The 21809-nt window shown below is 48.8% G+C and carries 21 protein-coding genes and 1 tRNA gene; 9 read left to right on the top strand and 13 right to left on the bottom strand.

Features of this window, described 5'->3' with window-relative positions; all coding sequences use genetic code 11:
- Positions 1-30 precede the first annotated feature (30 nt).
- From gltA to C7W93_RS03305, 7 genes are all read right to left on the bottom strand, one after another.
- Positions 31-1344, bottom strand: coding sequence for a citrate synthase (gene gltA, locus C7W93_RS03335; RefSeq protein ID WP_108438744.1), 1314 nt, complete (start codon positions 1342-1344; stop codon positions 31-33).
- A gap of 127 nt (positions 1345-1471) precedes the next feature.
- Positions 1472-1741, bottom strand: coding sequence for a succinate dehydrogenase assembly factor 2 (locus C7W93_RS03330; protein ID WP_108438743.1), 270 nt, complete (start codon positions 1739-1741; stop codon positions 1472-1474).
- 177 nt (positions 1742-1918) lie between these two features.
- The gene (locus C7W93_RS03325) at positions 1919-2629 is read right to left on the bottom strand and encodes a succinate dehydrogenase iron-sulfur subunit (RefSeq protein ID WP_108438742.1); all 711 of its coding nucleotides are present in this window, start codon (positions 2627-2629) and stop codon (positions 1919-1921) included.
- Positions 2630-2641: 12 nt separating this feature from the next.
- On the bottom strand, positions 2642-4420 hold the full coding sequence (gene sdhA, locus C7W93_RS03320) for a succinate dehydrogenase flavoprotein subunit (RefSeq protein ID WP_108438741.1): 1779 nt from the start codon (positions 4418-4420) through the stop codon (positions 2642-2644).
- 2 nt (positions 4421-4422) lie between these two features.
- The gene (sdhD, locus tag C7W93_RS03315; RefSeq protein WP_108438740.1) at positions 4423-4788 is read right to left on the bottom strand and encodes a succinate dehydrogenase, hydrophobic membrane anchor protein; all 366 of its coding nucleotides are present in this window, start codon (positions 4786-4788) and stop codon (positions 4423-4425) included.
- A complete protein-coding gene (gene sdhC, locus C7W93_RS03310; protein WP_108438739.1) occupies positions 4789-5205 on the bottom strand; it encodes a succinate dehydrogenase, cytochrome b556 subunit in 417 nt (138 codons plus the stop codon).
- Positions 5206-5409: 204 nt separating this feature from the next.
- A complete protein-coding gene (locus C7W93_RS03305) occupies positions 5410-6198 on the bottom strand; it encodes a GntR family transcriptional regulator (RefSeq protein WP_108438738.1) in 789 nt (262 codons plus the stop codon).
- 367 nt (positions 6199-6565) lie between these two features.
- Here C7W93_RS03305 and C7W93_RS03300 point away from each other — a divergent pair, with 367 nt between their 5' ends.
- The 5 genes from C7W93_RS03300 (at position 6566) to C7W93_RS03280 (ending at position 13751) form a co-directional block, all read left to right on the top strand.
- Positions 6566-7555, top strand: a complete 990-nt coding sequence (locus C7W93_RS03300) for a malate dehydrogenase (protein WP_108438737.1) — start codon at positions 6566-6568, stop codon at positions 7553-7555.
- A gap of 166 nt (positions 7556-7721) precedes the next feature.
- Positions 7722-8699, top strand: a complete 978-nt coding sequence (locus C7W93_RS03295; RefSeq protein ID WP_108438736.1) for a CoA ester lyase — start codon at positions 7722-7724, stop codon at positions 8697-8699.
- Between the two features lie 79 nt (positions 8700-8778).
- Positions 8779-9306: a hypothetical protein gene (locus tag C7W93_RS03290; RefSeq protein ID WP_108438735.1), complete on the top strand. Its 528-nt coding sequence runs from the start codon at positions 8779-8781 to the stop codon at positions 9304-9306.
- A gap of 275 nt (positions 9307-9581) precedes the next feature.
- Positions 9582-12305 (top strand): aconitate hydratase AcnA, encoded by a 2724-nt coding sequence (gene acnA / locus C7W93_RS03285; protein WP_108438734.1) that lies wholly within the window; start codon positions 9582-9584, stop codon positions 12303-12305.
- A 195-nt stretch (positions 12306-12500) separates the two neighbouring features.
- Entirely contained in the window at positions 12501-13751 is a 1251-nt protein-coding gene (locus tag C7W93_RS03280; RefSeq protein WP_108438733.1) for a DUF2863 family protein, read from the top strand.
- A 197-nt stretch (positions 13752-13948) separates the two neighbouring features.
- On the opposite strand, the gene C7W93_RS03275 is transcribed toward C7W93_RS03280, so the two are convergent.
- Positions 13949-15127, bottom strand: a complete 1179-nt coding sequence (locus tag C7W93_RS03275; protein ID WP_108438732.1) for a M14-type cytosolic carboxypeptidase — start codon at positions 15125-15127, stop codon at positions 13949-13951.
- Between the two features lie 76 nt (positions 15128-15203).
- Here C7W93_RS03275 and C7W93_RS03270 point away from each other — a divergent pair.
- The 4 genes from C7W93_RS03270 (at position 15204) to C7W93_RS03250 (ending at position 16992) form a co-directional block, all read left to right on the top strand.
- A tRNA-Pro gene (locus C7W93_RS03270) sits at positions 15204-15280 on the top strand.
- A gap of 616 nt (positions 15281-15896) precedes the next feature.
- Positions 15897-16220, top strand: coding sequence for a type II toxin-antitoxin system RelE/ParE family toxin (locus tag C7W93_RS03260; protein ID WP_108438730.1), 324 nt, complete (start codon positions 15897-15899; stop codon positions 16218-16220).
- 1 nt (position 16221) lies between these two features.
- Complete coding sequence (locus C7W93_RS03255) at positions 16222-16554, top strand: helix-turn-helix domain-containing protein (RefSeq protein ID WP_108438729.1); 333 nt, start codon at positions 16222-16224, stop codon at positions 16552-16554.
- Positions 16555-16638: 84 nt separating this feature from the next.
- Positions 16639-16992 (top strand): hypothetical protein, encoded by a 354-nt coding sequence (locus C7W93_RS03250; RefSeq protein WP_108438728.1) that lies wholly within the window; start codon positions 16639-16641, stop codon positions 16990-16992.
- Between the two features lies 1 nt (position 16993).
- Here the strand turns inward: C7W93_RS03250 and C7W93_RS03245 are convergent, their stop codons facing one another.
- The 5 genes from C7W93_RS03245 to C7W93_RS03225 form a co-directional block, all read right to left on the bottom strand.
- Positions 16994-17284, bottom strand: coding sequence for a type II toxin-antitoxin system RelE/ParE family toxin (locus C7W93_RS03245; RefSeq protein WP_108438727.1), 291 nt, complete (start codon positions 17282-17284; stop codon positions 16994-16996).
- On the bottom strand, positions 17277-17522 hold the full coding sequence (locus tag C7W93_RS03240; RefSeq protein WP_108438726.1) for a type II toxin-antitoxin system ParD family antitoxin: 246 nt from the start codon (positions 17520-17522) through the stop codon (positions 17277-17279). Before C7W93_RS03240 ends, C7W93_RS03245 begins: the two co-directional genes overlap by 8 nt.
- Positions 17523-18384: 862 nt before the next feature.
- Positions 18385-19329 carry a LysR family transcriptional regulator gene (locus C7W93_RS03235; protein ID WP_225869737.1) on the bottom strand — a complete coding sequence of 315 codons (945 nt, stop codon included), beginning with the start codon at positions 19327-19329 and terminating at the stop codon, positions 18385-18387.
- A gap of 180 nt (positions 19330-19509) precedes the next feature.
- Positions 19510-20862: a D-serine ammonia-lyase gene (locus tag C7W93_RS03230; RefSeq protein ID WP_108440452.1), complete on the bottom strand. Its 1353-nt coding sequence runs from the start codon at positions 20860-20862 to the stop codon at positions 19510-19512.
- 144 nt (positions 20863-21006) lie between these two features.
- Positions 21007-21747, bottom strand: a complete 741-nt coding sequence (locus C7W93_RS03225; protein WP_108438725.1) for an aldolase — start codon at positions 21745-21747, stop codon at positions 21007-21009.
- Positions 21748-21809: the final 62 nt, after the last annotated feature.

Here is a 21809-nt window from a genome sequence, read left to right as displayed (position 1 = left end):
ATCATCAGATTCGCTTTTTTATTACTGCTATTACTTACTGTCCGTACGTTCTGCCAGTGGCACAACATCACGTGTCGGCGAGCCGATAAACAACTGACGCGGACGACCGATTTTTTGCTCTGGATCGGAAATCATTTCGTTCCATTGTGCAATCCAGCCTACGGTACGCGCCATTGCAAAGATTCCAGTGAACAGTGAGACAGGAATACCTAGTGCAGACTGAACAATACCTGAGTAGAAGTCGACGTTCGGATAAAGTTTGCGAGAAACAAAGTATTCGTCTTCCAGTGCCACTTTTTCCAAGGCCATTGCCAACTTGAACAAAGGATCGTTTTCCAGACCCAATTCAGCCAGCACTTCGTAACAAGTTTCACGCATCAATTTTGCGCGAGGGTCGTAGTTCTTGTAGACACGGTGACCAAAGCCCATCAATTTGACGGTTGAGTTCTTGTCTTTAACTTGTTTGACGAATTCAGGAATGTTATCGACAGTTCCGATTTCTTTCAGCATGTTGAGTGCTGCTTCGTTAGCGCCGCCGTGTGCAGGGCCCCACAAACAAGCAATACCAGCAGCGATACAAGCAAACGGATTCGCGCCGCTTGAACCGGCTAAGCGGACAGTTGAAGTCGATGCATTTTGTTCGTGATCAGCATGCAAAATCAAAATACGATCCAGGGCACGTACCAATACGTCATTTACTTTGTAATCTTCGCAAGGCGTAGAGAACATCATGTGCATGAAATTAGCGCTGTACGACAAATTATTACGCGGATAGACGAATGGCTGACCGACGTTGTATTTATATGCCATTGCAACAAGCGTTGGCAATTTGGCAATCAAGCGAATCGCCGAAACTTCCCGATGACGTGGGTTAGTAATATCTAACGAGTCATGGTAAAACGATGACAACGCGCCAACTGTACCAACCAACACAGCCATAGGATGTGCGTCACGACGGAAACCACGGAAGAAAAACTGCATCTGCTCGTGAACCATGGTGTGGGCAGTCACGGTCGCATCGAAAGTTTCTTTTTCTGCTTCTGTCGGCAACTCGCCATTCAGCAGCAGGTAGCAAGTTTCGAGGAAATCGCAATTAACAGCCAATTGCTCAATCGGATAACCACGATAAAGTAGTTCGCCCTTGTCGCCATCGATATACGTAATCGACGAATTACATGCAGCTGTCGACATAAAGCCCGGGTCGTAAGTGAATTTACCGGTCGCACCGTATAACTTACGAATATCGATTACTTCAGGACCAACAGTTCCTTTATAAATCGGAAAATCAATGGATGGACTACCGTCGGAAAATGATAGCGTGGCTTTGGTATCAGCGTTGGTCATGGCTCTTCCTTCATTTAACAGGTGATGCTTGAATCAAAAAAACTAAAAGACGTACGTAGGTCCCATGTATCCGCATGCAAGCTAATGCATCTCACCGACCAATCGCCAGTGGCGGCTTAATTTCCATTCAGGCTACGCGTAATCGCGCTAGCAAAGCATGAACCTGAGGTAAATCCACTTCACCCTCTGGCTCGTTACGACCCATCAACAAATTCATCAGTTCAATATCCGTCAATTCCATCAGCCGGGTAAAGGCGTCGACGTCATCATCTGTGATGGTTGACTCATTTGCATCCAGAAATCTGGTCAGTATTAAATCATTTTCCAATAGGCCGCGTCGCGCGCGCCAGCGCAGTCGTGCGCGCTTTGCAGGATCAGCTTGATGGGTAATGGTCATGATTTACTTTATTCCATTTAGTACAGGCAGCTAGTATAAAAACTAACGATTCAAAACAATGTCGGAGGTAATCCCGGCGGATCGGTCGAAGCTAAACACCACTTCGCCTCATCCGCTGGAAAACTGCATTAAGCGTTGCCATTCAAACCACCGAATGGTGGCGCTTAATGGCAGTAGTTATACCGCGCGACGAACCATCAATTCCTTGATTTTGCCGATCGCTGCGTTCGGGTTTAAGCCCTTAGGACAAACATCAACGCAATTCATGATCGAACGACAACGGAACAGACGATATGGATCTTCCAAGTTATCCAGACGCTGGCCAGTTGCTTCATCGCGGCTATCGGCGATAAAACGGTAAGCCTGAAGCAAACCGGCAGGACCGACGAACTTGTCTGGATTCCACCAGAACGAAGGACAAGAGGTCGAACAGCAAGCACACAGAATACACTCGTAAAGACCATCCAGCTCTTCACGTTGCTCTGGCGTTTGCAGACGTTCTTTTTCCGGCGGGATACTGTCGTTGATCAGGTATGGCTTAACTGAATCGTATTGCTTGAAGAACTGCGTCATATCGACGATCAGATCGCGAATCACTGGTAAGCCAGGCAAAGGCTTCAAAATGATCGGCTCAGACAATTCGTTCAGATTAGTAGTACATGCCAGACCGTTTTTGCCGTTGATATTCATGGCATCAGAGCCACAAACACCTTCGCGACATGAACGACGCAACGCTAACGAATCATCAACATCCGCTTTAATACGTTGCAAAGCATCCAGTAGCATTTTGTCAGTTGGCAACAACTCAACTGTCAGGTCTTGCATGTAAGGCTTCGTATCCTTGTCCGGATCGTAGCGATAGATTTTAAATTTAACTGTACGTGACATGGCTAGACCTTATTAGAAAGTACGTGGTTTTGGCTTGAACGTATCGACGGTCAGCGGCTTGGTGATGACTGGCTTATAGTCGAGTCGATTACCTTCGGAGTACCACAAGGTATGCTTCATCCAGTTTTCATCGTCGCGCTTTTCGTAGTCACGATGCGCATGCGCGCCGCGTGATTCTTTACGAGCAGCAGCCGATGTAATCGTGGCTTTAGCAGTTTCGATCAGATTATCGAGTTCCAGCGCCTCAACCCGCGCAGTATTGAAGACTTTCGATTTATCCTTAAAGGCGACATGCTTACGACGCTCATCGAGGACCATAATTTCTTTATAGCCCTGCTGCAGCAACTCGTCAGTCCGGAACACACCGCAATAGTGTTGCATGGTTTTGCGAATATCACCGGCAACATCTTGCACGCGCTCGGAACCTGTACTGGCTTCAAGTTTTGCAACCCGCGCCAGAGCGGCATCAGTTGCATCGGCCGGCAGAGGCTTGTTGCTGCGCTCTTTCAGTTTACTGTCAACGATGTGGTTACCGGCAGCGCGACCAAATACAACCAAGTCCAGCAGCGAGTTAGTACCAAGACGATTTGCGCCATGCACTGACACGCAAGCACATTCGCCAATCGCATACAGGCCATTCACGATAGCGTTAGGAATGCCGTTCTTTGGCACAACAACCTGACCGTAAACGTTAGTCGGAATACCACCCATTTGATAATGGATAGTCGGCACGACCGGGATAGGCTCTTTAAGTGCATCGACGTTGGCGAATTTATGACCAATTTCCAGAATCGACGGCAGACGTTTCTTGATGGTCTCGGCACCGATATGGCGCAGATCCAGCATGACGTGATCCTTGTTTGGACCACAACCACGGCCCTCTTTGATTTCCTGATCCATCGAACGCGAAACGAAGTCACGCGGTGCCAAGTCCTTCAGCGTTGGCGCATAACGTTCCATGAAACGCTCGCCGTTGGCATTGATCAAAATACCGCCCTCGCCGCGCACGCCTTCAGTAATCAGCACGCCTGCGCCAGCTACGCCAGTTGGGTGGAACTGCCAGAATTCCATATCTTCCAACGGAATACCAGCGCGTGCCGCCATACCCATACCGTCGCCAGTATTAATAAACGCATTAGTTGACGCAGCCCAGATACGACCAGCGCCGCCGGTTGCCATGACAGTGGTTTTGGCTTCCAGCATCATGATCTCGCCAGTTTCCATTTCCAGCGCAAGAACGCCGAGTACATCGCCGTCAGCATCGCGCACCAGATCGATTGCCATCCACTCAACGAAAAAATGCGTCTTGGCGCGAACGTTGCGTTGATACAGTGTGTGCAATAAAGCATGACCAGTACGGTCAGCTGCTGCGCAAGCACGTGCCACCGGCTTTTCACCGAAATTGGCTGAATGACCACCGAAAGGACGCTGATAAATAGTGCCATCGGCGTTACGGTCAAATGGCATACCCAGATGTTCTAATTCGTACACGGCTTTCGCCGCTTCACGACACATGAATTCGATTGCGTCCTGGTCACCCAGATAATCTGAACCCTTGACCGTGTCAAACATGTGCCAGTACCAATTGTCCTCGGACATATTTCCCAGCGATGCACCGATACCACCTTGTGCTGCAACAGTGTGCGAACGGGTAGGAAATACCTTAGACAAAACGGCGACATTTAAACCAGCTTCCGCTAACTGTAGCGAAGCACGCATACCGGAACCACCGGCACCAACGATTACCGCATCAAAGCGGCGTGTAGGAATTGTGGATTTGATAGCTGCCACGATTACACTCTCCACAAAATCTGCGCCGCCCATCCGGCACAACCGACTAGCCACAAAATTGTGGCAACTTGCAATACCAGCCGCAAAGCGACCGGTTTAACGTAATCCATCCAGATATCGCGCACACCAACCCATGCGTGATAAAACAGCGCCATTAAGGCAACGAAGGTCGCCAACTTGAACCACTGATGTGCAAATAATCCAGCCCAACCTTGGTAGCTGAAATCACTCGCAGTCAAAAAGGAAATCAATAAGATAACGGTGTACAGCGCCATGACAACAGCTGTAGCGCGTTGCGCGAGCCAATCGCGCAGACCGTAATGTGCGCCGACGATCAGGCGCTTTGAACCGATATTATTATTAGCCATTTAGAATGCTCCGAACAATTTCAATGCAACTAGCAAAGCTAGTGGCAAACTTACAGCAAATACGCCGACTGCTGATTTACGTGCGCTATCTTTATCCAGGCCGATATGGTTATCCATGATCAAGTGGCGAATGCCAGCGCAGAAATGATGCAGATAAGCCCATGAAAGCGCAAGAATGATCAGTTTGACTAACCAGTTGGAAGTAATGCCTCTAAAATATTCGAACGAAGTTTCGGATACGAGACTGGTGTCGAGCAGAAAGAGAATGAAAGGCAGCAGCAAAAACATCAGCAAGCCACTAATTCGGTGCAGAATCGAGACAAAACCTGCCAGTGGCAAGCGATAACCGATTAGTTGATTAAGATTTATATTTCGAAATTGTGGCCGCTGATTTTTTTCGGCTTCGGCTTCAGACATACAGGGTTCTCCTCAGTTTTAAAACAATCACGCAATTTTCGCTTATTTTTGTGCAGCACACCAATAGTTATTCGGAATTCCACTGAATTACTATTTTTCGAGTAGATTTCTACAGCCAAATTCCACTATCCGCACACATAAATCAGGTTTTGCCGAGATAATCGCTTGCGCACCTCGGCTTGACCCATTGCACTCCATTAATCGCTAACTTAACTCGTTCTGGTAATGATGATGCTCCGTCACGTACAGTCCACGTCGCACTTCTACAGGCTTATCGCCGTATGTAAACGAGACTCTCTCGACACTCAAAAGCGGCGATAAAGGTCGCACGCTTAATAACTCCGCCACTTCGTCATCGGCACTTGCCGCACGGATTTGTTCGGTCGCGCGAATCATGCGCGTCCCAAACTCCGTCTCAAACAGCCCATACATAGGCCCGCGATACTCAACCAAACGTTCGAGCGTCAAACCTTTGAATATAACGCCGGGCAACCATAACTCTTCGAGAATGGTCGGTGCGCCCTCGAACGACATAACGCGCTTGACGAATACTACAGAATCGCCGGATTTCATGCCGAGCAAGCGCGCAATTTCCGCCGGAGCACGTAAACGTTTCAACTCAATAACGCGCTTTTCAGCGGGTTTCGGTTGACTATCATCTGGCATTAGGCGTAAAAATCTGAACTGAGTCTGATCCTCATGATGCGTCGCAACAAAAGTACCTTTACCTTGACGCCGAATGACTAAATTTTCAGCAGCCAGCTCATCAATTGCTTTTCGAACGGTTCCCTGGCTAACCTTGAAACGGTTACCCAACTCTACTTCGCTAGGAATTAATTCGCCCGGTTTCCATTCGCCAGATTGCAGACGCTGCATGATGAGCGCTTTGATCTGTTGATAGAGGGGGCTAAAGGTGGGGGATATTCCAGCGACAGCAGCGCTGCCGGGGGTGGCTGGATCACTGCTAATCATATTCGATGGTGTGGAACTCATAATTCAGGATTTCAACACAAAACACACCTTGTAGTCCAGTACAAAATACGCAATTAATATGTCTTATATAAGATATAAGATAGTCATTGACAGAGTTATCATGCGCGCCTACACTCGCGGAAAACACCTAATTGTCATGGCATCGACTGAAGATTGCTTGCATAATTTCGCATGCGTCAATGTACGACAAATAGTACTGCCGTAAGACTCGGCCCATAATCTGTATGGTTATTGTGCTGCATCAGGATAGTTAGCTAGTAACCAGAATTCTCGCTAAAACAAACTGACGCACGCTGTTTTCGACGGTATCATTAGAGGTTTCAAGCAGTACAGATATCGCTTTTCATCACCACTCTGGAGATTCAACATGGCTAAAACCCCAATGCGTGTTGCCGTAACCGGCGCCGCTGGTCAAATCGGTTATTCCCTATTATTCCGCATTGCCAATGGCGACTTGCTCGGCAAAGACCAACCGGTTATTTTGCAATTGCTGGAAATTCCTGACGAAAAAGCCCAAAAAGCATTAAAGGGCGTCATCATGGAAATCGACGATTGCGCATTCCCATTACTGGCTGGCGTTACTGCTCACAGCGACCCACTGACAGCATTCAAAGATATCGACGTAGCCCTGTTGGTTGGCGCACGTCCTCGCGGTCCAGGAATGGAACGTAAAGACCTGCTAGAAGCCAATGCGCAAATCTTTACCGTTCAAGGTAAAGCACTTGATGCTGTCGCATCACGCAATGTCAAAGTATTGGTAGTCGGCAATCCAGCTAATACCAACGCTTATATCGCGATGAAATCGGCACCTAACCTGCCAGCGAAAAACTTCACTGCGATGCTGCGCCTGGATCACAACCGTGCTTTGTCGCAAGTCGCGGCAAAATCCGGCAAGCCAGTAGCCTCGATCGAAAAAATGTTCGTATGGGGCAATCACTCGCCAACTATGTACGCCGACTATCGCTATGCGACAGTGGACGGACAATCGGTTAAAGACTTGATCAACGATCACGAGTGGAACAAAGATGTATTCCTGCCAACCGTTGGTAAACGCGGCGCAGCAATCATCGAAGCACGTGGCCTGTCTTCCGCAGCATCGGCAGCTAACGCTGCAATCGATCACGTGCGTGACTGGGTCTTGGGCACAAATGGCAAGTGGACTACTATGGGCGTTCCATCGGATGGTTCATACGGTATTCCTGAAGGAACTATCTTCGGTTTCCCTGTTACAACCGAAAACGGCGAATACAAAATCGTTCAAGGTTTGGAAATCGACGCATTCTCGCAAGAACGTATCAACGTAACGTTGAACGAACTGTTGGAAGAGCGTGAAGGCGTGAAACATTTGGTTGGTTAATTCCAGCTACAAACGTGCGAATCATTTACATAAAATAAATGATTCGCACGCTGCGTGAATAAAAACTGATGCAAACAGTGGGTGTTCCGGCCATGTTTGTGTCAGTTGATTGTATAGATTCAGGCAACACTCATAATTCAAGCCCATTCAAGTCAAGCTAAGCCGTATGCACCCTACCGAGGTTTTATTCCTAGGCAAGCAACCACCGGTCTCCCTTCCGGTTTGCGATCACTATGCAGGTGCCGAAAAGCTCATGCGTAAGTCGGTCGTTCTTCAACAAGAACTGGGCCCTGTATTCGATATTACTTTTGACTGCGAAGATGGCGCTGCTGCTGGCAACGAAGCCACACATGCGCAACTTGTCTCTGCCGTTATCGCTAGCGAAGACAATCGATTTAATCGTATCGGTGCACGCGTTCATGATCTAAGCAGCAGTTTTTTCGAACAAGATGTAGAAATTATTTGTCGCACCGCAGCGACGCGCCTCGCTTATCTGATGCTGCCGAAGGCAGAAGGCGTGGCAGATGTCAGCGCCGCCATTGACCTTATCAATCACCACTCCAGTCTGGCTGGGCGTCAGGCGCTGCCGGTACATGTTCTTATCGAAACACACGGCGCGCTGACTGATGTAGCCGCAATCGCCGCGTTACCACAGGTCGAATCACTCTCATTCGGGATCATGGATTTTGTGTCCGCCCACTATGGTGCGATTCCGAGTGCTGCCATGCGCTCGCCCGGGCAATTCACGCATCCCCTAGTCACCCGCGCCAAGCTCAACATTGCAGCCGCCTGTCACGCGCATGGCAAAACGCCTTCGCATAACGTCACGACTGAAATTCACGACAGCGCTGTCATTGCTGAAGATGCGCTTCGTGCCAAGACGGAATTCGGTTATACGCGGATGTGGAGTATTCACCCTTCGCAGATCAGGCACATTTTGAACGCATTTTCACCGACTCAGTCAGAAGTGAGCGAAGCGGCTCACATTTTACTGGCTGCCCAAAAGGCAGCCTGGGGTCCTATCCAATACCACGGCAATTTGCATGATCGCGCTAGTTACCGTTATTACTGGACCGTTTTGCAGCGAGCGAGAGGCAATGGCATCGTACTGCCCTCCCCCGCGAATGCATTATTTTCTAACTAAACGTTGCGCTTTGTCCATGTAACCAATATCGTAGCGCGCCTTTGACCTAATTAACCGCTCAAACTACCAGCGTAAACATATGAAAAAAACTCTCTCTATCCTTAGCCTGTTGTGCGCAAGTTTGCTGATGACTGCACCATTGGCATCGATCGCACAAACTACCACCGGCCAACCAGCGACGACAAAGAAAGTCGTCAAGAAAAAAGTCACCAAAAAGAATACTGGCAAAAAAGCGCTGCCGGCTGTTGAAGCAGATGACGGCGAAGATGAAGGCACGCCAGACATCAAAACCTCAGTTGCGATTGATTACAACTGCGAACTCGGTAACAAACTAACGATTTATCGCAATGCTGAAGACGCCAAACATATCGCGCTGCGTTGGGGTAAGACACTGCATCGTCTCACCAAAGTCGTTACGACAACAGGTGCCGATCGTTTTGAAAATCGCAAATATGGTCTGGTATGGATCGGTATTCCGGCCAAAGGCATGTTGCTTGACTCAAAACAAGGCCATCAACTTGCCAACGAATGTAAATCGCCCGAGCAGACTGGATCTTCTGCAGTTGCACCTGCCGCGAGTCTGATAGCCGAACCAGCCCACGGTTAATCGTAGGCTAGTCGAAAAAGCTGCCGTATAGCCGATTAGTTTTGGTCGGCTATACGCTGGCATGAGCTATGCATGTAGTTGTTAGATTGGCAGCACCGGATTTTCGGCACCCTTTTGGGTATCTGAAAATGCGAAAAGGATGGTAAATAGCGATGTTTTTAAAGCGCATCTGCACTGGTTGCGATTCAAAAACCGACGCCGGTTACCCACCGAAGTACTACAAAAAAAAGTATCAAAGTACCGTTTTTACTCGAATTGTAATTTAAGGAGAAATCATGTCCCGCAACACGTTGAACACGCTCAAGGAATTTAAGATTTCCGAGACAAAGAAAGGCAAATTTTATTCTCTGCCTGCGCTAGAAAAAAAACTCGGCATCAACATTTCACGCCTGCCTGTATCGATCCGTATCGTGCTGGAATCAGTGCTACGTAACTGTGATGGCAAGAAAGTAACCGAAGAGCACGTCAAGCAACTCGCCGCCTGGAGCGCAACAGGTGCCCGCACTGACGAAATTCCTTTCGTAGTTTCTCGCGTAGTTCTACAAGATTTCACCGGCGTCCCACTGCTGGCCGACCTGGCAGCAATGCGTAACGTCGCAGCACAACTCGGCAAAGATCCAAAGAACATCGAGCCGCTAGTACCGGTTGATCTGGTCGTCGACCACTCAGTTCAAATCGATCATTTCCGTGAAAAGAAAGCACTCGACCTAAACATGAAACTGGAATTTCAGCGCAATAACGAGCGCTATCAGTTCATGAAATGGGGCATGCAGGCATTTGATACATTCGGCGTAGTTCCTCCTGGCTTCGGTATCGTCCATCAAGTCAATCTGGAATACCTTGCACGTGGCGTACACAAAAAAGGCGATGTTTTCTACCCTGATACATTAGTCGGCACGGATTCGCACACCACGATGATTAACGGTATCGGCGTAGTCGGCTGGGGCGTTGGTGGTATTGAAGCAGAAGCCGGTATGCTGGGACAACCGGTTTATTTCCTGACACCGGACGTTGTCGGCGTCAATCTGACAGGCCAATTGCGTGAAGGCGTCACCGCAACTGACTTGGTCCTGACGATCACTGAGCTGCTGCGTAAAGCCAAAGTTGTTGGCAAATTTGTTGAGTTCTTCGGCGAAGGCACTGCATCGCTGAGCCTTACTGATCGCGCAACTATCGCGAACATGGCACCAGAATACGGCGCAACAATGGGCTTCTTCCCAGTCGACGAAGCAACCATCGACTACTTCAAGGGCACTGGCCGCAGCAAGGCAGAAATCTCTGCTTTCGAAGGCTATTTCCGCGCACAAAAATTGTTCGGCATTCCAAAAGAAGGCGACATCGATTACACCACAGTTATCGCACTCGATTTGGGCACAGTTGCACCATCATTAGCAGGTCCGAAGCGTCCACAAGATCGTATCGAAATCGGCAATGTAAAAAACAACTTCGCTGAATTATTCAGCAAGTCGGCAGCAGAAAGCGGCTTCAACAAAAAAGCTGAAGATCTGGATGCAAAATACGTTGATGCGAACGGCGTCGGCGTCATGAACGGTGACGTTTTGATCGCTGCGATCACATCTTGCACCAACACATCCAATCCAAGCGTCATGCTAGCTGCTGGTTTGCTCGCTAAAAAAGCGGTTGAAGCTGGCCTCAAAGTATCGCCACATATCAAAACTTCGCTGGCCCCTGGCTCACGCGTTGTTACCGAATACCTGACTGCAGCCGGTTTGCTGCCGTACCTGGAAAAACTCGGCTTCGGCGTCACTGCCTACGGTTGCACCACCTGTATCGGTAACGCTGGCGATCTGACACCATCAATGAACGAAGCCATCGTCAAGAACGACATCGTCGCTTCGGCCATTCTGTCTGGTAACCGCAATTTTGAAGCACGGATCCATCCGAATATTCGCTCTAACTTCCTGGCATCGCCGCCGCTAGTCGTCGCATACGCCATCGCTGGCAATATGACGCGCGATCTGATGACTGAGCCAGTTGGTCGTGGTAAAGGCAAAGATGGCAAAGCCAAGGATATCTATCTGGGCGACATCTGGCCAACTTCGCAAGAAGTCGCCAAGCTGATGAAATTCGCGATGAATGCCAAGACGTTCAAGGCAAACTATGCGGATGTCAAAGGCGCGCCGGGCAAATTGTGGGAAGGCATCAAGGGCGTAGCCCAAGGTCAGGTTTATGATTGGCCAACTTCGACTTACATTGCTGAACCGCCATTCTTCCAAGACTTTACGATGGAACCAAAACCGGCTGCTACTGGCATTACCGGCGCGCGCGCGCTAGGCGTATTTGGCGACTCGATCACTACCGACCATATCTCACCAGCCGGTGCGATTAAAGAATCCAGCCCAGCTGGTAAATGGTTGGCAGAAAACGGCGTGTTGAAGGCTGACTTCAACTCCTACGGCTCACGTCGTGGTAATCATGAAATCATGATGCGCGGCACTTTCGCCAATGTACGTATCAAAAACTTGATGATCCCGGCAACGCCTGACGGCTCACGTGTTGAAGGCGGCATCACGCTGCATCAGCCAGCAGCTGCAGAAATGTCAATTTACGATGCAGCAATGCAATACGTAAAAGACGGCGTTCCAACCATGGTCTTTGCTGGTGAAGAGTACGGTACAGGTTCGTCACGTGACTGGGCAGCCAAAGGCACACAATTGCTAGGCGTAAAAGCAGTTTTTGCCCGTTCCTTTGAGCGTATTCACCGTTCGAATCTGGTCGGTATGGGCGTATTGCCACTACAGTTCATCGGTACAGATAGCGTTGATACACTTGGCATCACTGGTAATGAAACCTTTGACCTCAAAGGTATCGACGGTGAAATCAAGCCACAACAAGATGCTATATTGGTAATCCATCGTGCCGACGGCGAAACCAAAGAAGTGAAGGTTCTGCTGCGTATCGATACACCAATCGAAGTCGATTACTACAAACATGGCGGTATCCTGCCATTCGTGCTGCGTCAGTTACTTGCGGCATAAATCGTCGTCTAATGCAGTGTTTGCACTATAGAAAGCATTAAAAACTGTAGCGCATTGCGCCGCTAATCAAACGCCGGACTATTTACTTAGTCCGGCGTTTTTTTTTGTTCCCTGCATCCACTAGTCCACTACAATACAATTATTCGACCTGGCAGTCATTTGCCCCATTCAATTCGTCAAGCTCCAAATACCATCATGCGCCGTCCGTCTAAAACACCACGCAAGTTCTCCACCGACAGCCACCGACTGACTGAATTGGCACAAGCCCTCGTTCTCGCTTCCAGCCGTATGGAGCAGCGCGCCTGGGAACACGAACTAGATATCCATCTCAACAAACTACTCAAAAGCCATCATCAAGAACCCATCGATAGCGCACTAGAGCAATTATTCCCAGATCAGGCCGACGCTTACGATGCCTTAATGGACGCAGTTGAAGCCTGTAGCGAATCTTCAACTATCGAACACGATGGTGTGAGTTACGACACGTTATTAATAGCGATGCCGATATTAGCCTGGACGCGGTTTTCAATTGCGGCCGGTGCGATCCCGCCAGACATGATCGCCACGCTCAGCAGCCATTTGCACGCCCATATTTTGGCACCGGATGTCCGGGTGGCATTAAGCCCGACTTTATACGCCATTGATCAGTTGCCGCGCTCCCATGCCGATACCTACACATTAATGCACCGTATGACCATCGCGGTGTTAACCGGCAACGCCGTATCCTCTGCACCCAACGCACCTGAAACCGCACCCTTTTTAGCCGATACCCGCTATCTATTAGCAACGCTAGTCGTGCCGAGTGGGCGCCCATTATTTTGCTGGCAACCCGGTGCAGCAACTACCGTCAGTAACGCAAGTAGCGCCATGAAAAAAGCCATCGCGCTCGAACATTGGCAAGCACAGGTAACCCCGAACGTCAGTCGGTTGTTACCCGGTTGCGGTATCGACCTGCTATTGCCCGAAGCCTATTTTGTCGCCTGTAGAGAAGGCGACAAACAAATTCGTCCAGTCTCTTTGCGTGCGGCCAGCTACTACCTTGCCACCACGCTAGAAATTGAAAGCAAAGACTTGCATGTGACTATCGGACGATTCAGTGAACAACCAGAAAGTAATCGGGTCGATGAATATCGAATAGGTTTTTCCGTCGGACAAACTCCTGACATCATTTATGGCGTTGTCTGGCCGCTGTATGGACAAGAAGAAGCAACTGAAGAAGTCACAAGCGTGGTTGCAACTGACACAGAAACCCAAACACCGTTAGAGCAAATTCTACTATTGCTACGCGAATGCGGGATCAACGACATACAGCGCCATGATGAACTGTTTGCGATGGAATTTTGCGACGACTGCGGCTCACCGTTTTACGCAGATCCCGAAGGTGAACTGGTTCACCCTGAAATGCCGGAAGATACGCCGCCAAGCGGATCAGCACATTTTCATTAACGTTTTTTATGCAGAAATAGATGCGAGTCAGCCGCGCAGTGGCATTAAATAAGGCCGTTGAAAGTAGCGCTGAAGACACGATTGCAGAGAATCGAAATAGTATTATCGGCAATAGAAGTGGGATTCCAAAATAGAAAATGCCGCGCTCAGTCAGACTAAGCGCGGCATTTTTTTGCATGGATTATGTCAGGCAGATATTACTCAAATGCTTTCAGAATAGGCTGCAAAATCGCAGCTCCCAATCGCGCACTCCGCGCGCCATTCCAACCGGTTTGGGCATTCGGCAAATTCGCATTATCTTTAAAAGGCAATTCCAGCGTCAGCGATAAACATTGAAAAGTGTGGCCTACATATTTGGAAGCCAGCTTCAATACATCGGCACTATACTTCCCAGCGTGATAGCCGTATTTACTTTGGAAATCCGGACTAGCACTTTCAAAATTTGCGATAAATTTATTCTGTTCAACTGCCTGTTCAGCCGTAAATCCGTCCAGCATCTCCGAACCTGCCACAAAGTTATAAGGCAATGCCTCATCCCCATGCACGTCAAGAAATAGATCGCAGCCAATTACGTGCATCTTGTTCTTCACCAGAAAAACCTCTGGGCTTGTTTCCAACGACGGCGTCATCCATTCCCGATTTAAGTTAGCACCGGCCGCATTGGTCCGCAGATTGCCACGCGCCGCGCCATCGGGATTCATATTCGGTACCACGTAAAATACCGTGTTCTGCAACACCTGCGTAGCAATCGGATTAGCCTCATCCAATAAAGCATCCACCATCCCCTCCACAAACCACTCCGCCATGGTTTCGCCCGGATGCTGACGTGCGATCACCCATACTTTTTTAGCCGCAGACGGATTTCCAATCACCATCAAATTCAAATCGCGACCGTCAACTGTATTGCCTAGATCCTCAATCGCGACGCGTGACGACTGCCCTGCGCGTCCCAATAAACCCAGATGCCGCTCCCAAGTGTAAGGCTCAAAATAAGCGTAATACACGCTATCGCACTCAGGCTTATGGGATATCCTCAGGACCTGTCCATCATAAGTAGTAGGAACGCGAAACCAGGTCTCACGGTCGTAACTCGCCACTGCCTGATAATCCTTCCATCCATTTGTATACGTCGCCTGACCAGCGTTCATCAAGCTAATATTGCAAGCCTCTCCCCGTGCGCCCTGCAAACGAAAATAAAACCACTGCGTAAAATCCGCATGCGAATCGCTGCGTATATTCAGTTCGATTTGTTGCGGCTGATCTGCACGCAAAACAACGATGGCACCACCATCAAAATGCTGGCTGATTTTTATGGGCATAGGATGATTAAAAGAATTGGCAATCACAACTTCGGCGAAAAATAAGACAGAAGTCATAACGTCATTTAAATGATTTTTTTCACAATCCAAGTGGATTAAAAGCGCTTTTGCGCTGCTATAATAGCAGGCTAGTCGGGGCGTAGCGCAGCCTGGTAGCGTACTTGGATGGGGTCCAAGGGGTCGAGTGTTCGAATCACTCCGTCCCGACCAATAGAATCAAAGGGTTAGCTTAAAACCTGTATGTAAACGCAGCACTGTATATTATACAAACGTATAATATACAGTGCTGTTTTTCCATTTTGCGCCGTTTTAAGACATTCAATGCGCCATTAAAAAATGGCCAATTCTCTCCGCATTAAATTCCGACCTTTTTTCACTCCTCCCATATTTACCGTTGCGACTGCAGACAATTTGCGCGATCAGATTGTGCGAGAGTTTTCATTCAAATCATTTGGTCACAATTGGTTGGCCAACGCCGTCGGCTTCTACCACTAAGACTGCGCCCACCTGGGTATGAAACGCACACCACTATTTGAATGGGATTGTTACGGCCTGACGCTGGTTGTTCTCGCTTTCGTGCTGACCGTTTTGGTGTCGGCGTTAGCGTACAAATATATTGAGATTGCGTTGTCTAATAAGCTGAAGAAATTTCTTTTGGAAAGCTTTAAACACACCAACCGAAGTCCGACTGCAGTAAGAACTGGTTAAGTTGACAAGATCATACGCACGTCGATTGCCACTAAAACTTGTCGTCCAAGCCATTTACCCTCGCTCGATTCAAACAACATGACTTGATTTAGAGTCAAAAGTGAACTAATATAGATCCATTCTGAGAAATTACAAAAAACCTTTTACCAAGTATATTAAAAAAGCGCATACGGCGCTGCAAATGGCAATTGAGGACGCTGTTGACGAGGTTTGTGATGATCCAGAAAGCGGCGTCCCGAAAACCGGCGACCTAACAGGAATTTGGGTTTATAAATTCACATTCAATCGTCAGGAATATTTGATGGCGTATAGGCCGCCTACGGATCAGAAACAGCGGCAAAGCACTGAGATTGAAATACTGATAATTGATTTTTACCAGTTGGGCGTCCATGAAAATTTTTATGATGAGCTCAAACGGTATTTGAAGTCCGAGAGGAAATAACATGCGCACAATGACTGCAGAACAACTTTTTGATGATCTTAAAACCATGCCTGTAAATGAGCGTTCTCGCTTTTTTACATTGCTGACTTCCAATGCATTTGGCGATGAAAATGCCACCCATGAACAAGTGTTCGGTCACTTGGCAACTGCCGAGTTAACGGCTCAAGAAGCTGCCGAATACTTGGAAGTCTCAATGTCGACATTTCGACGTTACGTGAGCGATGGCAAGATCAAAGCGAGTAGCGAACTGGGACGGAATCAACTTTATGCTGCTAGCGAATTGAAAATGTTCAAACGGGCGCTGAAAGAGGTAAAGCGCTCAGCTAGGAAATAAGAAAAATCGTTGGGCGTCGCCAATTATTAACTACATTGGCATAATTATATGTGATCGCCGACGTACGTATTTGAGGACTTTGATGTGGTACTGGTAACTACGAAGTCTTGTGCTGACTTCATTCGTGCCAGCTTCAAAGACAAACCAAATACCGCTCGTAAGTACGGTGGATTGATGCACAAGCTCTTCAAATTCGCGATTTCGGAACTGGGGCTTCGCGAGGATAATCCAATCACCCAGCTCGACTTATCCGATTATGCAGTTAAACGTCGAACCATCCTGCCCACCCATACGCAAATCGCTGCTATCCGTGCGGCCAGCCTGATTGGTGCCAAGATGCCCCCTATCTCTAGCGGGCCAACATTTTGCTGCTTGGTGGATATGTCTTATCTTTGTTGGCAACGTGCCATCGATATACGCACGTTAAAAGAGACGTGAGTCACAGATAGCGTGAGGCATCCATACGGTCATGCAGAATACGAATTACGGCGATACCGTAGTTCGTGATGCGAAAATAGATCACGTGATGCTCGACACCTTGACGACGATAGCCGGGCCGGATGTGGTCACATGATGGAGCTGTTTTGGGCGTTTGAGCCAGAACTTCAAAGACATCTACCAACATGTCTGTATAGCGATTGGCTTGATCTACGCCCCAGTGCTGAAAGGTATAAGCCCAGATTCCCTCAAGATCTTGTTCAGCTGCGGGAGTAAGCCGATACTCAGCCATGTGTCGTTAACATGCGCTGCTTGAATGCTGCGGCATCGAATGATCTTGGCTCACCGCTGTCTTCGCCGTCAATCAGATCGGCACGTATGGCCTCGACATGAACGCTTCGTTCTTGTTCACGTCGGATTAAGTCACGGATGTACTCGCTGTCATTGGTATAGCCGCCAGCGGCTATCTGAGACTTAATCCAGCCGTCTTGCGTATCGGTCAAAGTGATGGTCTTGCGTATAGTTCCCATGTCATCTCCCAAGTTAAGCTTCAATAGTATGATTAGTTCATACTATTGAAGCATTATCGCGCAAAACCGTGCATCTTGTCAGTTCTATTGATTTGCCACCCTCGGGACCAAAGTTAGCGAGTCCCATCCGCTTTCAAAGTGACTTATTGATGGGTAATTTTTATATTTCTCTCACCCGTCTGCCCAAAAATTTGCGGCAATTTTTTAAACTTTTCGTGTGCACAGAAAAATGGCGAGTGACCGAAGCCCCCGCCAGTCACCTATTGAAAAGGTTTACCGATCCCTCAGTTCTAAATAGCCGTTATCACGCCGTCTGTGAAATATATGTAGCCACCACTTGAATAAACCCACTGCTCTCGAACACTATCGGCTGTCGTAGTCCGGCTTATATGTGCAGGTGCAACCCATGAAGAAGCCGGTATATTTGCTGCCGTAATTCCGATGCTGACTCCTTCTTTTTTCGGCCCTGCTTTTTTTGCTAACTGAGCTTTTAGCTTTTTGGGTTCCGATTCGGAAACATACTTGATACTTGAATTTTCCTTTCGGCCCTGGAAAGGTGTCCAAGCCTTGCATCCTTGAAACGCTGCAACTGATCACCAATCACTAACGCCTCCTTACCATCCATAAATCTAATTTTGAAAATAGTAGTATGGAATCGAAGGGGTGGTAAGTTCGAATCTTACCGTCCCGACCAATAGAATTAAAGACTTAGGTCAATCAGCGGCTGTGTATCAGGGCATGAAGTTTCTTCGAACCGTAAAAACCAAACATATCCGCGTTAAATATTCTCGCTTGCTAATGTAATACGTCGCCTGCCGTCTGCGGTAGAGCGACGAAGAAAACGATTTAACCAGCCCAGCTTTTACCGCAAATACGGCAAAACACGTTTAACTATATCAAGGTAAGCTTTCGCCTCGCCGCACAACCACGCTTCAACGGAGGCGAGCGGACCTTGGACACTGCCTTCTGTGACAAAGAAATAGCCGGCTCCCGATGGTACGCAGATGCCAAACAAATCAACAAGGCGGCCGCTCATCAGATCGTCCAAAACTAGCGCTGCTCGCCCCATCGCTACACCTTGCCCATTTACCGCGCCGGCTTGCGCTAATTGCGATAGATTGAAATGGCGTCCTGATGCCAGATCGGGGCTGCTGACGCCAACTTGTTCCAGCCAATACTCCCATTCCTCAAACTCTGAAGCTCCCTCCCAAGGACTGGAGTCGTGAAGTAGCCATTCTGGGCGCAGGTCAGACGGTGATATTAGCTCTGGATGTTCTTTAATAAATTCAGGGCTGGCGACTGGTAGTAACCATTCGTCTAAAAATTTGCGCGCTTCTAAATCGGTGTAGCGTCCCAGGTCATAGCGCACCGCCGCGTCCAATCCTTCCCGGACTAGTCTGGAGCGATCCAGGCCGTGAAACTCGCCGTGTATCTTGAGATGTATTGTTGCGTGTTGACGGAAGAAATTATTTAACTTGGGAATCAACCATCCCATCGCGAAGGAAGGAGAGCAGCTTAACGAAACGTCGTGACGATCTTCGGTTCGACGTAGTTGGATTAGTGTGGCATCAAGCGCCCTGAACGCATCACGCGCTACGGCGTAAAGCCGCTCCCCTTCTGGCGTGAGTGTCAGCGATCGGGGGCCACGAATGAATAGAGGTCGCCGCAGGGCATTTTCCAGCGATTTAACTTGTTGGCTAATGGCACCCTGCGATACGCAAAGCTCGGCAGCGGCACGTGTGAAGTTCCCATGCCGTGCTGCCGCATCAAAACTCCGCAGCCACACCATCATTGACGACGAAAGCATGTCATATTCCTAGCAATTCTTGTATTGCGCATTATAACCACCAGCTTCCGCCGTCATGACCTGCTGTGTGGTCAATTTTTTTGCAGTAGTCGCCGAAAGCCTTGATACTAAAAGGTCACAATGATACAAGTTCTATTGAACAGCCAACGTCTGACCGGAAAGCCTACCCTCCTTCATTGCTCAGCGCTTCGGTATGACGCGCCTCCCATTTGCCAGATAACTTTCATATTCCGCAGTCGGCACCATTCCACCGCCGGTAGCCCAAATGAGATGGTTTGCATTTGACCAGGCCGTATCGCTTAGACCCAATCGCTCTCGATATCCTTGTTTCTCGGAAAGAACGCGGCTAAACCCCGCTGCACCTGCTAGCGCTGATGGTTCCAACTGTAAATGCTCCGTCTTTTGCATCAGGTAAAGGAGCGAAAACATTTCATCGTCGGTAAGGGTGTAATAGCCGTCAATCATCCGTTGCATCGCAGTGCCTACGAATCCTGATGGACGACCGACAGCCAGTCCATCCGCAGCGGTATGATTGGTGATGCCAAAATCCTGCACGGCCAGTTTATCGTGCAAGCCGGTATACACGCCCATCAGCATGCAGGGCGACTGTGTCGGTTCTGCGAATATGCAATGCACGTGATCACCAAATGCCAACTTCAATCCAAAGGTGATTCCCCCGGGGCCGCCGCCCACGCCACAAGGCAAATAAACAAACAAAGGATGTTCGGCATCCACACGGATCGCAGCTTCGACAAATTGCGCCTTCAGACGCTCGCCAGCAACAGCGTAACCAAGAAACAGCGTCATCGAGTTCTCGTCGTCGACGAAATGACAAAGTGGATCACTTTCGGCGTTTTTCCGGCCTTGCTCGACCGCTTGGCCATAGTCTCCGGCGTGTTCAACAACGACCACGCCATGCGAGCGTAATTTATCCTTTTTCCATTGGCGGGCATCGGATGACATATGTACCGTGGCTTCAAAACCGAGCTTGGCCGCCATGATACCGATCGACATCCCCAAATTACCGGTCGAACCAACCGCAATTTTATGTCGACTGAAGAGCGCACGACAAGCTGCTTGATTGAGCAAGCGATAGTCATCTGTCGTCTTCAGCAAGCCTTCTTGCAGAGCCAGTTTTTCAGCATAAAAAAGGACTTCATAAATACCTCCACGCGCCTTGACAGAACCGGCTATCGGAAGGTGGCTGTCCTTCTTTAATAACAACGAGACCGGATGGCTAATCCCGGTTATTTTTTGTACCTCCCGTGAGAATGCATCCACCCGAATTAACTCCGATTCGATCACGCCATTGGTTTTTGTAACCTCCGGAAAAACCTCCATCAAATACGGTGCAAATCGTTGAAGCCGCGCACTTGCATCGCTCACGTCAGCAGCAGTCAGCGGGATATCGTCAAGCGCTTGCGCTATAGGAGCAATCGCCGGATTGAACCATGCAATCGCTTCTCCTTTCATCAGAGGTTTTATTAACGGAAAAGCGGTAACCCAATCCGCTATCGTTTTGCCATATACCATTTCAACCACAACAAATTCCTCTGGTTAATGCAACAAGCATTGCTGTTGCGTCCACTTAACAATCGTTACAAGCGCTCTAGTAACCGCGCTGTTTATTAAACCAATCGTATTAATCCAACCGCGTCTATTAAGTATCAAACGGCATCAACCAAGCGTGCGCCGCAAGGCCTTAAAAAATAGCTCTGATTGCAGACGCTCTCCACTGCTCTGTCTAGCGACTTCCCTAGAGATTTCAAGCGACGCGGGATTCAGCGGCAGACCGGTAGAGCGGGCGATAACTTCCGACTCGCAAGCACGTTCCAGATAATACAAATCGTCGTAGGCGTAATCCAGTCGATCTCCGCAGACGACTATGCCGTGATTGCCCAAAAATCCTATATCGGCACCGTTCATTGCATTGGCAATGCGTTCACCTTCGGTATGATCCAGCGCAAGTCCGTTGTAATGGTGATCAACCATAACGCGCCCATGAAAACGCATCGCATTTTGGGATAAGGTAGTGTCGAGAGAACAGGCCCGCGTCAACGTCAGTGCTGTGGCATTTGGCATATGCGAATGCAGGACGCAATTCTTTTTCGTGATGCGATGAATCGCTGCATGAATGAACATCGCTGACGGTTCAATGTCGTAGCGACCCGCCAGGCGCTTGCCGTTGCTATCGACCATGACGATGTCATCGGCCTGCACTTCTTGCCACATTAATCCGCGTGGATTGAGCAGAAATTTATTCGGATCTTGCGGAAGCGCAACGCTGAAATGATTACAAACGCCCTCACCGAGGCCGTGATGCGCAGCTGCACGCAGCGCCAAAGCAAGGTCTTCTCTGAGAGAAGCGATGTGCGCTTCATGGAACAGCGCCATATCTATAGAAATCGTATTGTGCATTTTTACTCCAAAAAAACGTAGAACGATAAAGCTAAACTAATGGAAGAGGGCCGCAGTTTAGG

Source organism: Glaciimonas sp. PCH181, from assembly GCF_003056055.1.
Lineage (GTDB): Bacteria > Pseudomonadota > Gammaproteobacteria > Burkholderiales > Burkholderiaceae_D > Glaciimonas.
The sequence above is the reverse complement of the archived record's forward strand: the minus strand, read 5'-3'. Positions and strand labels throughout refer to the sequence as shown.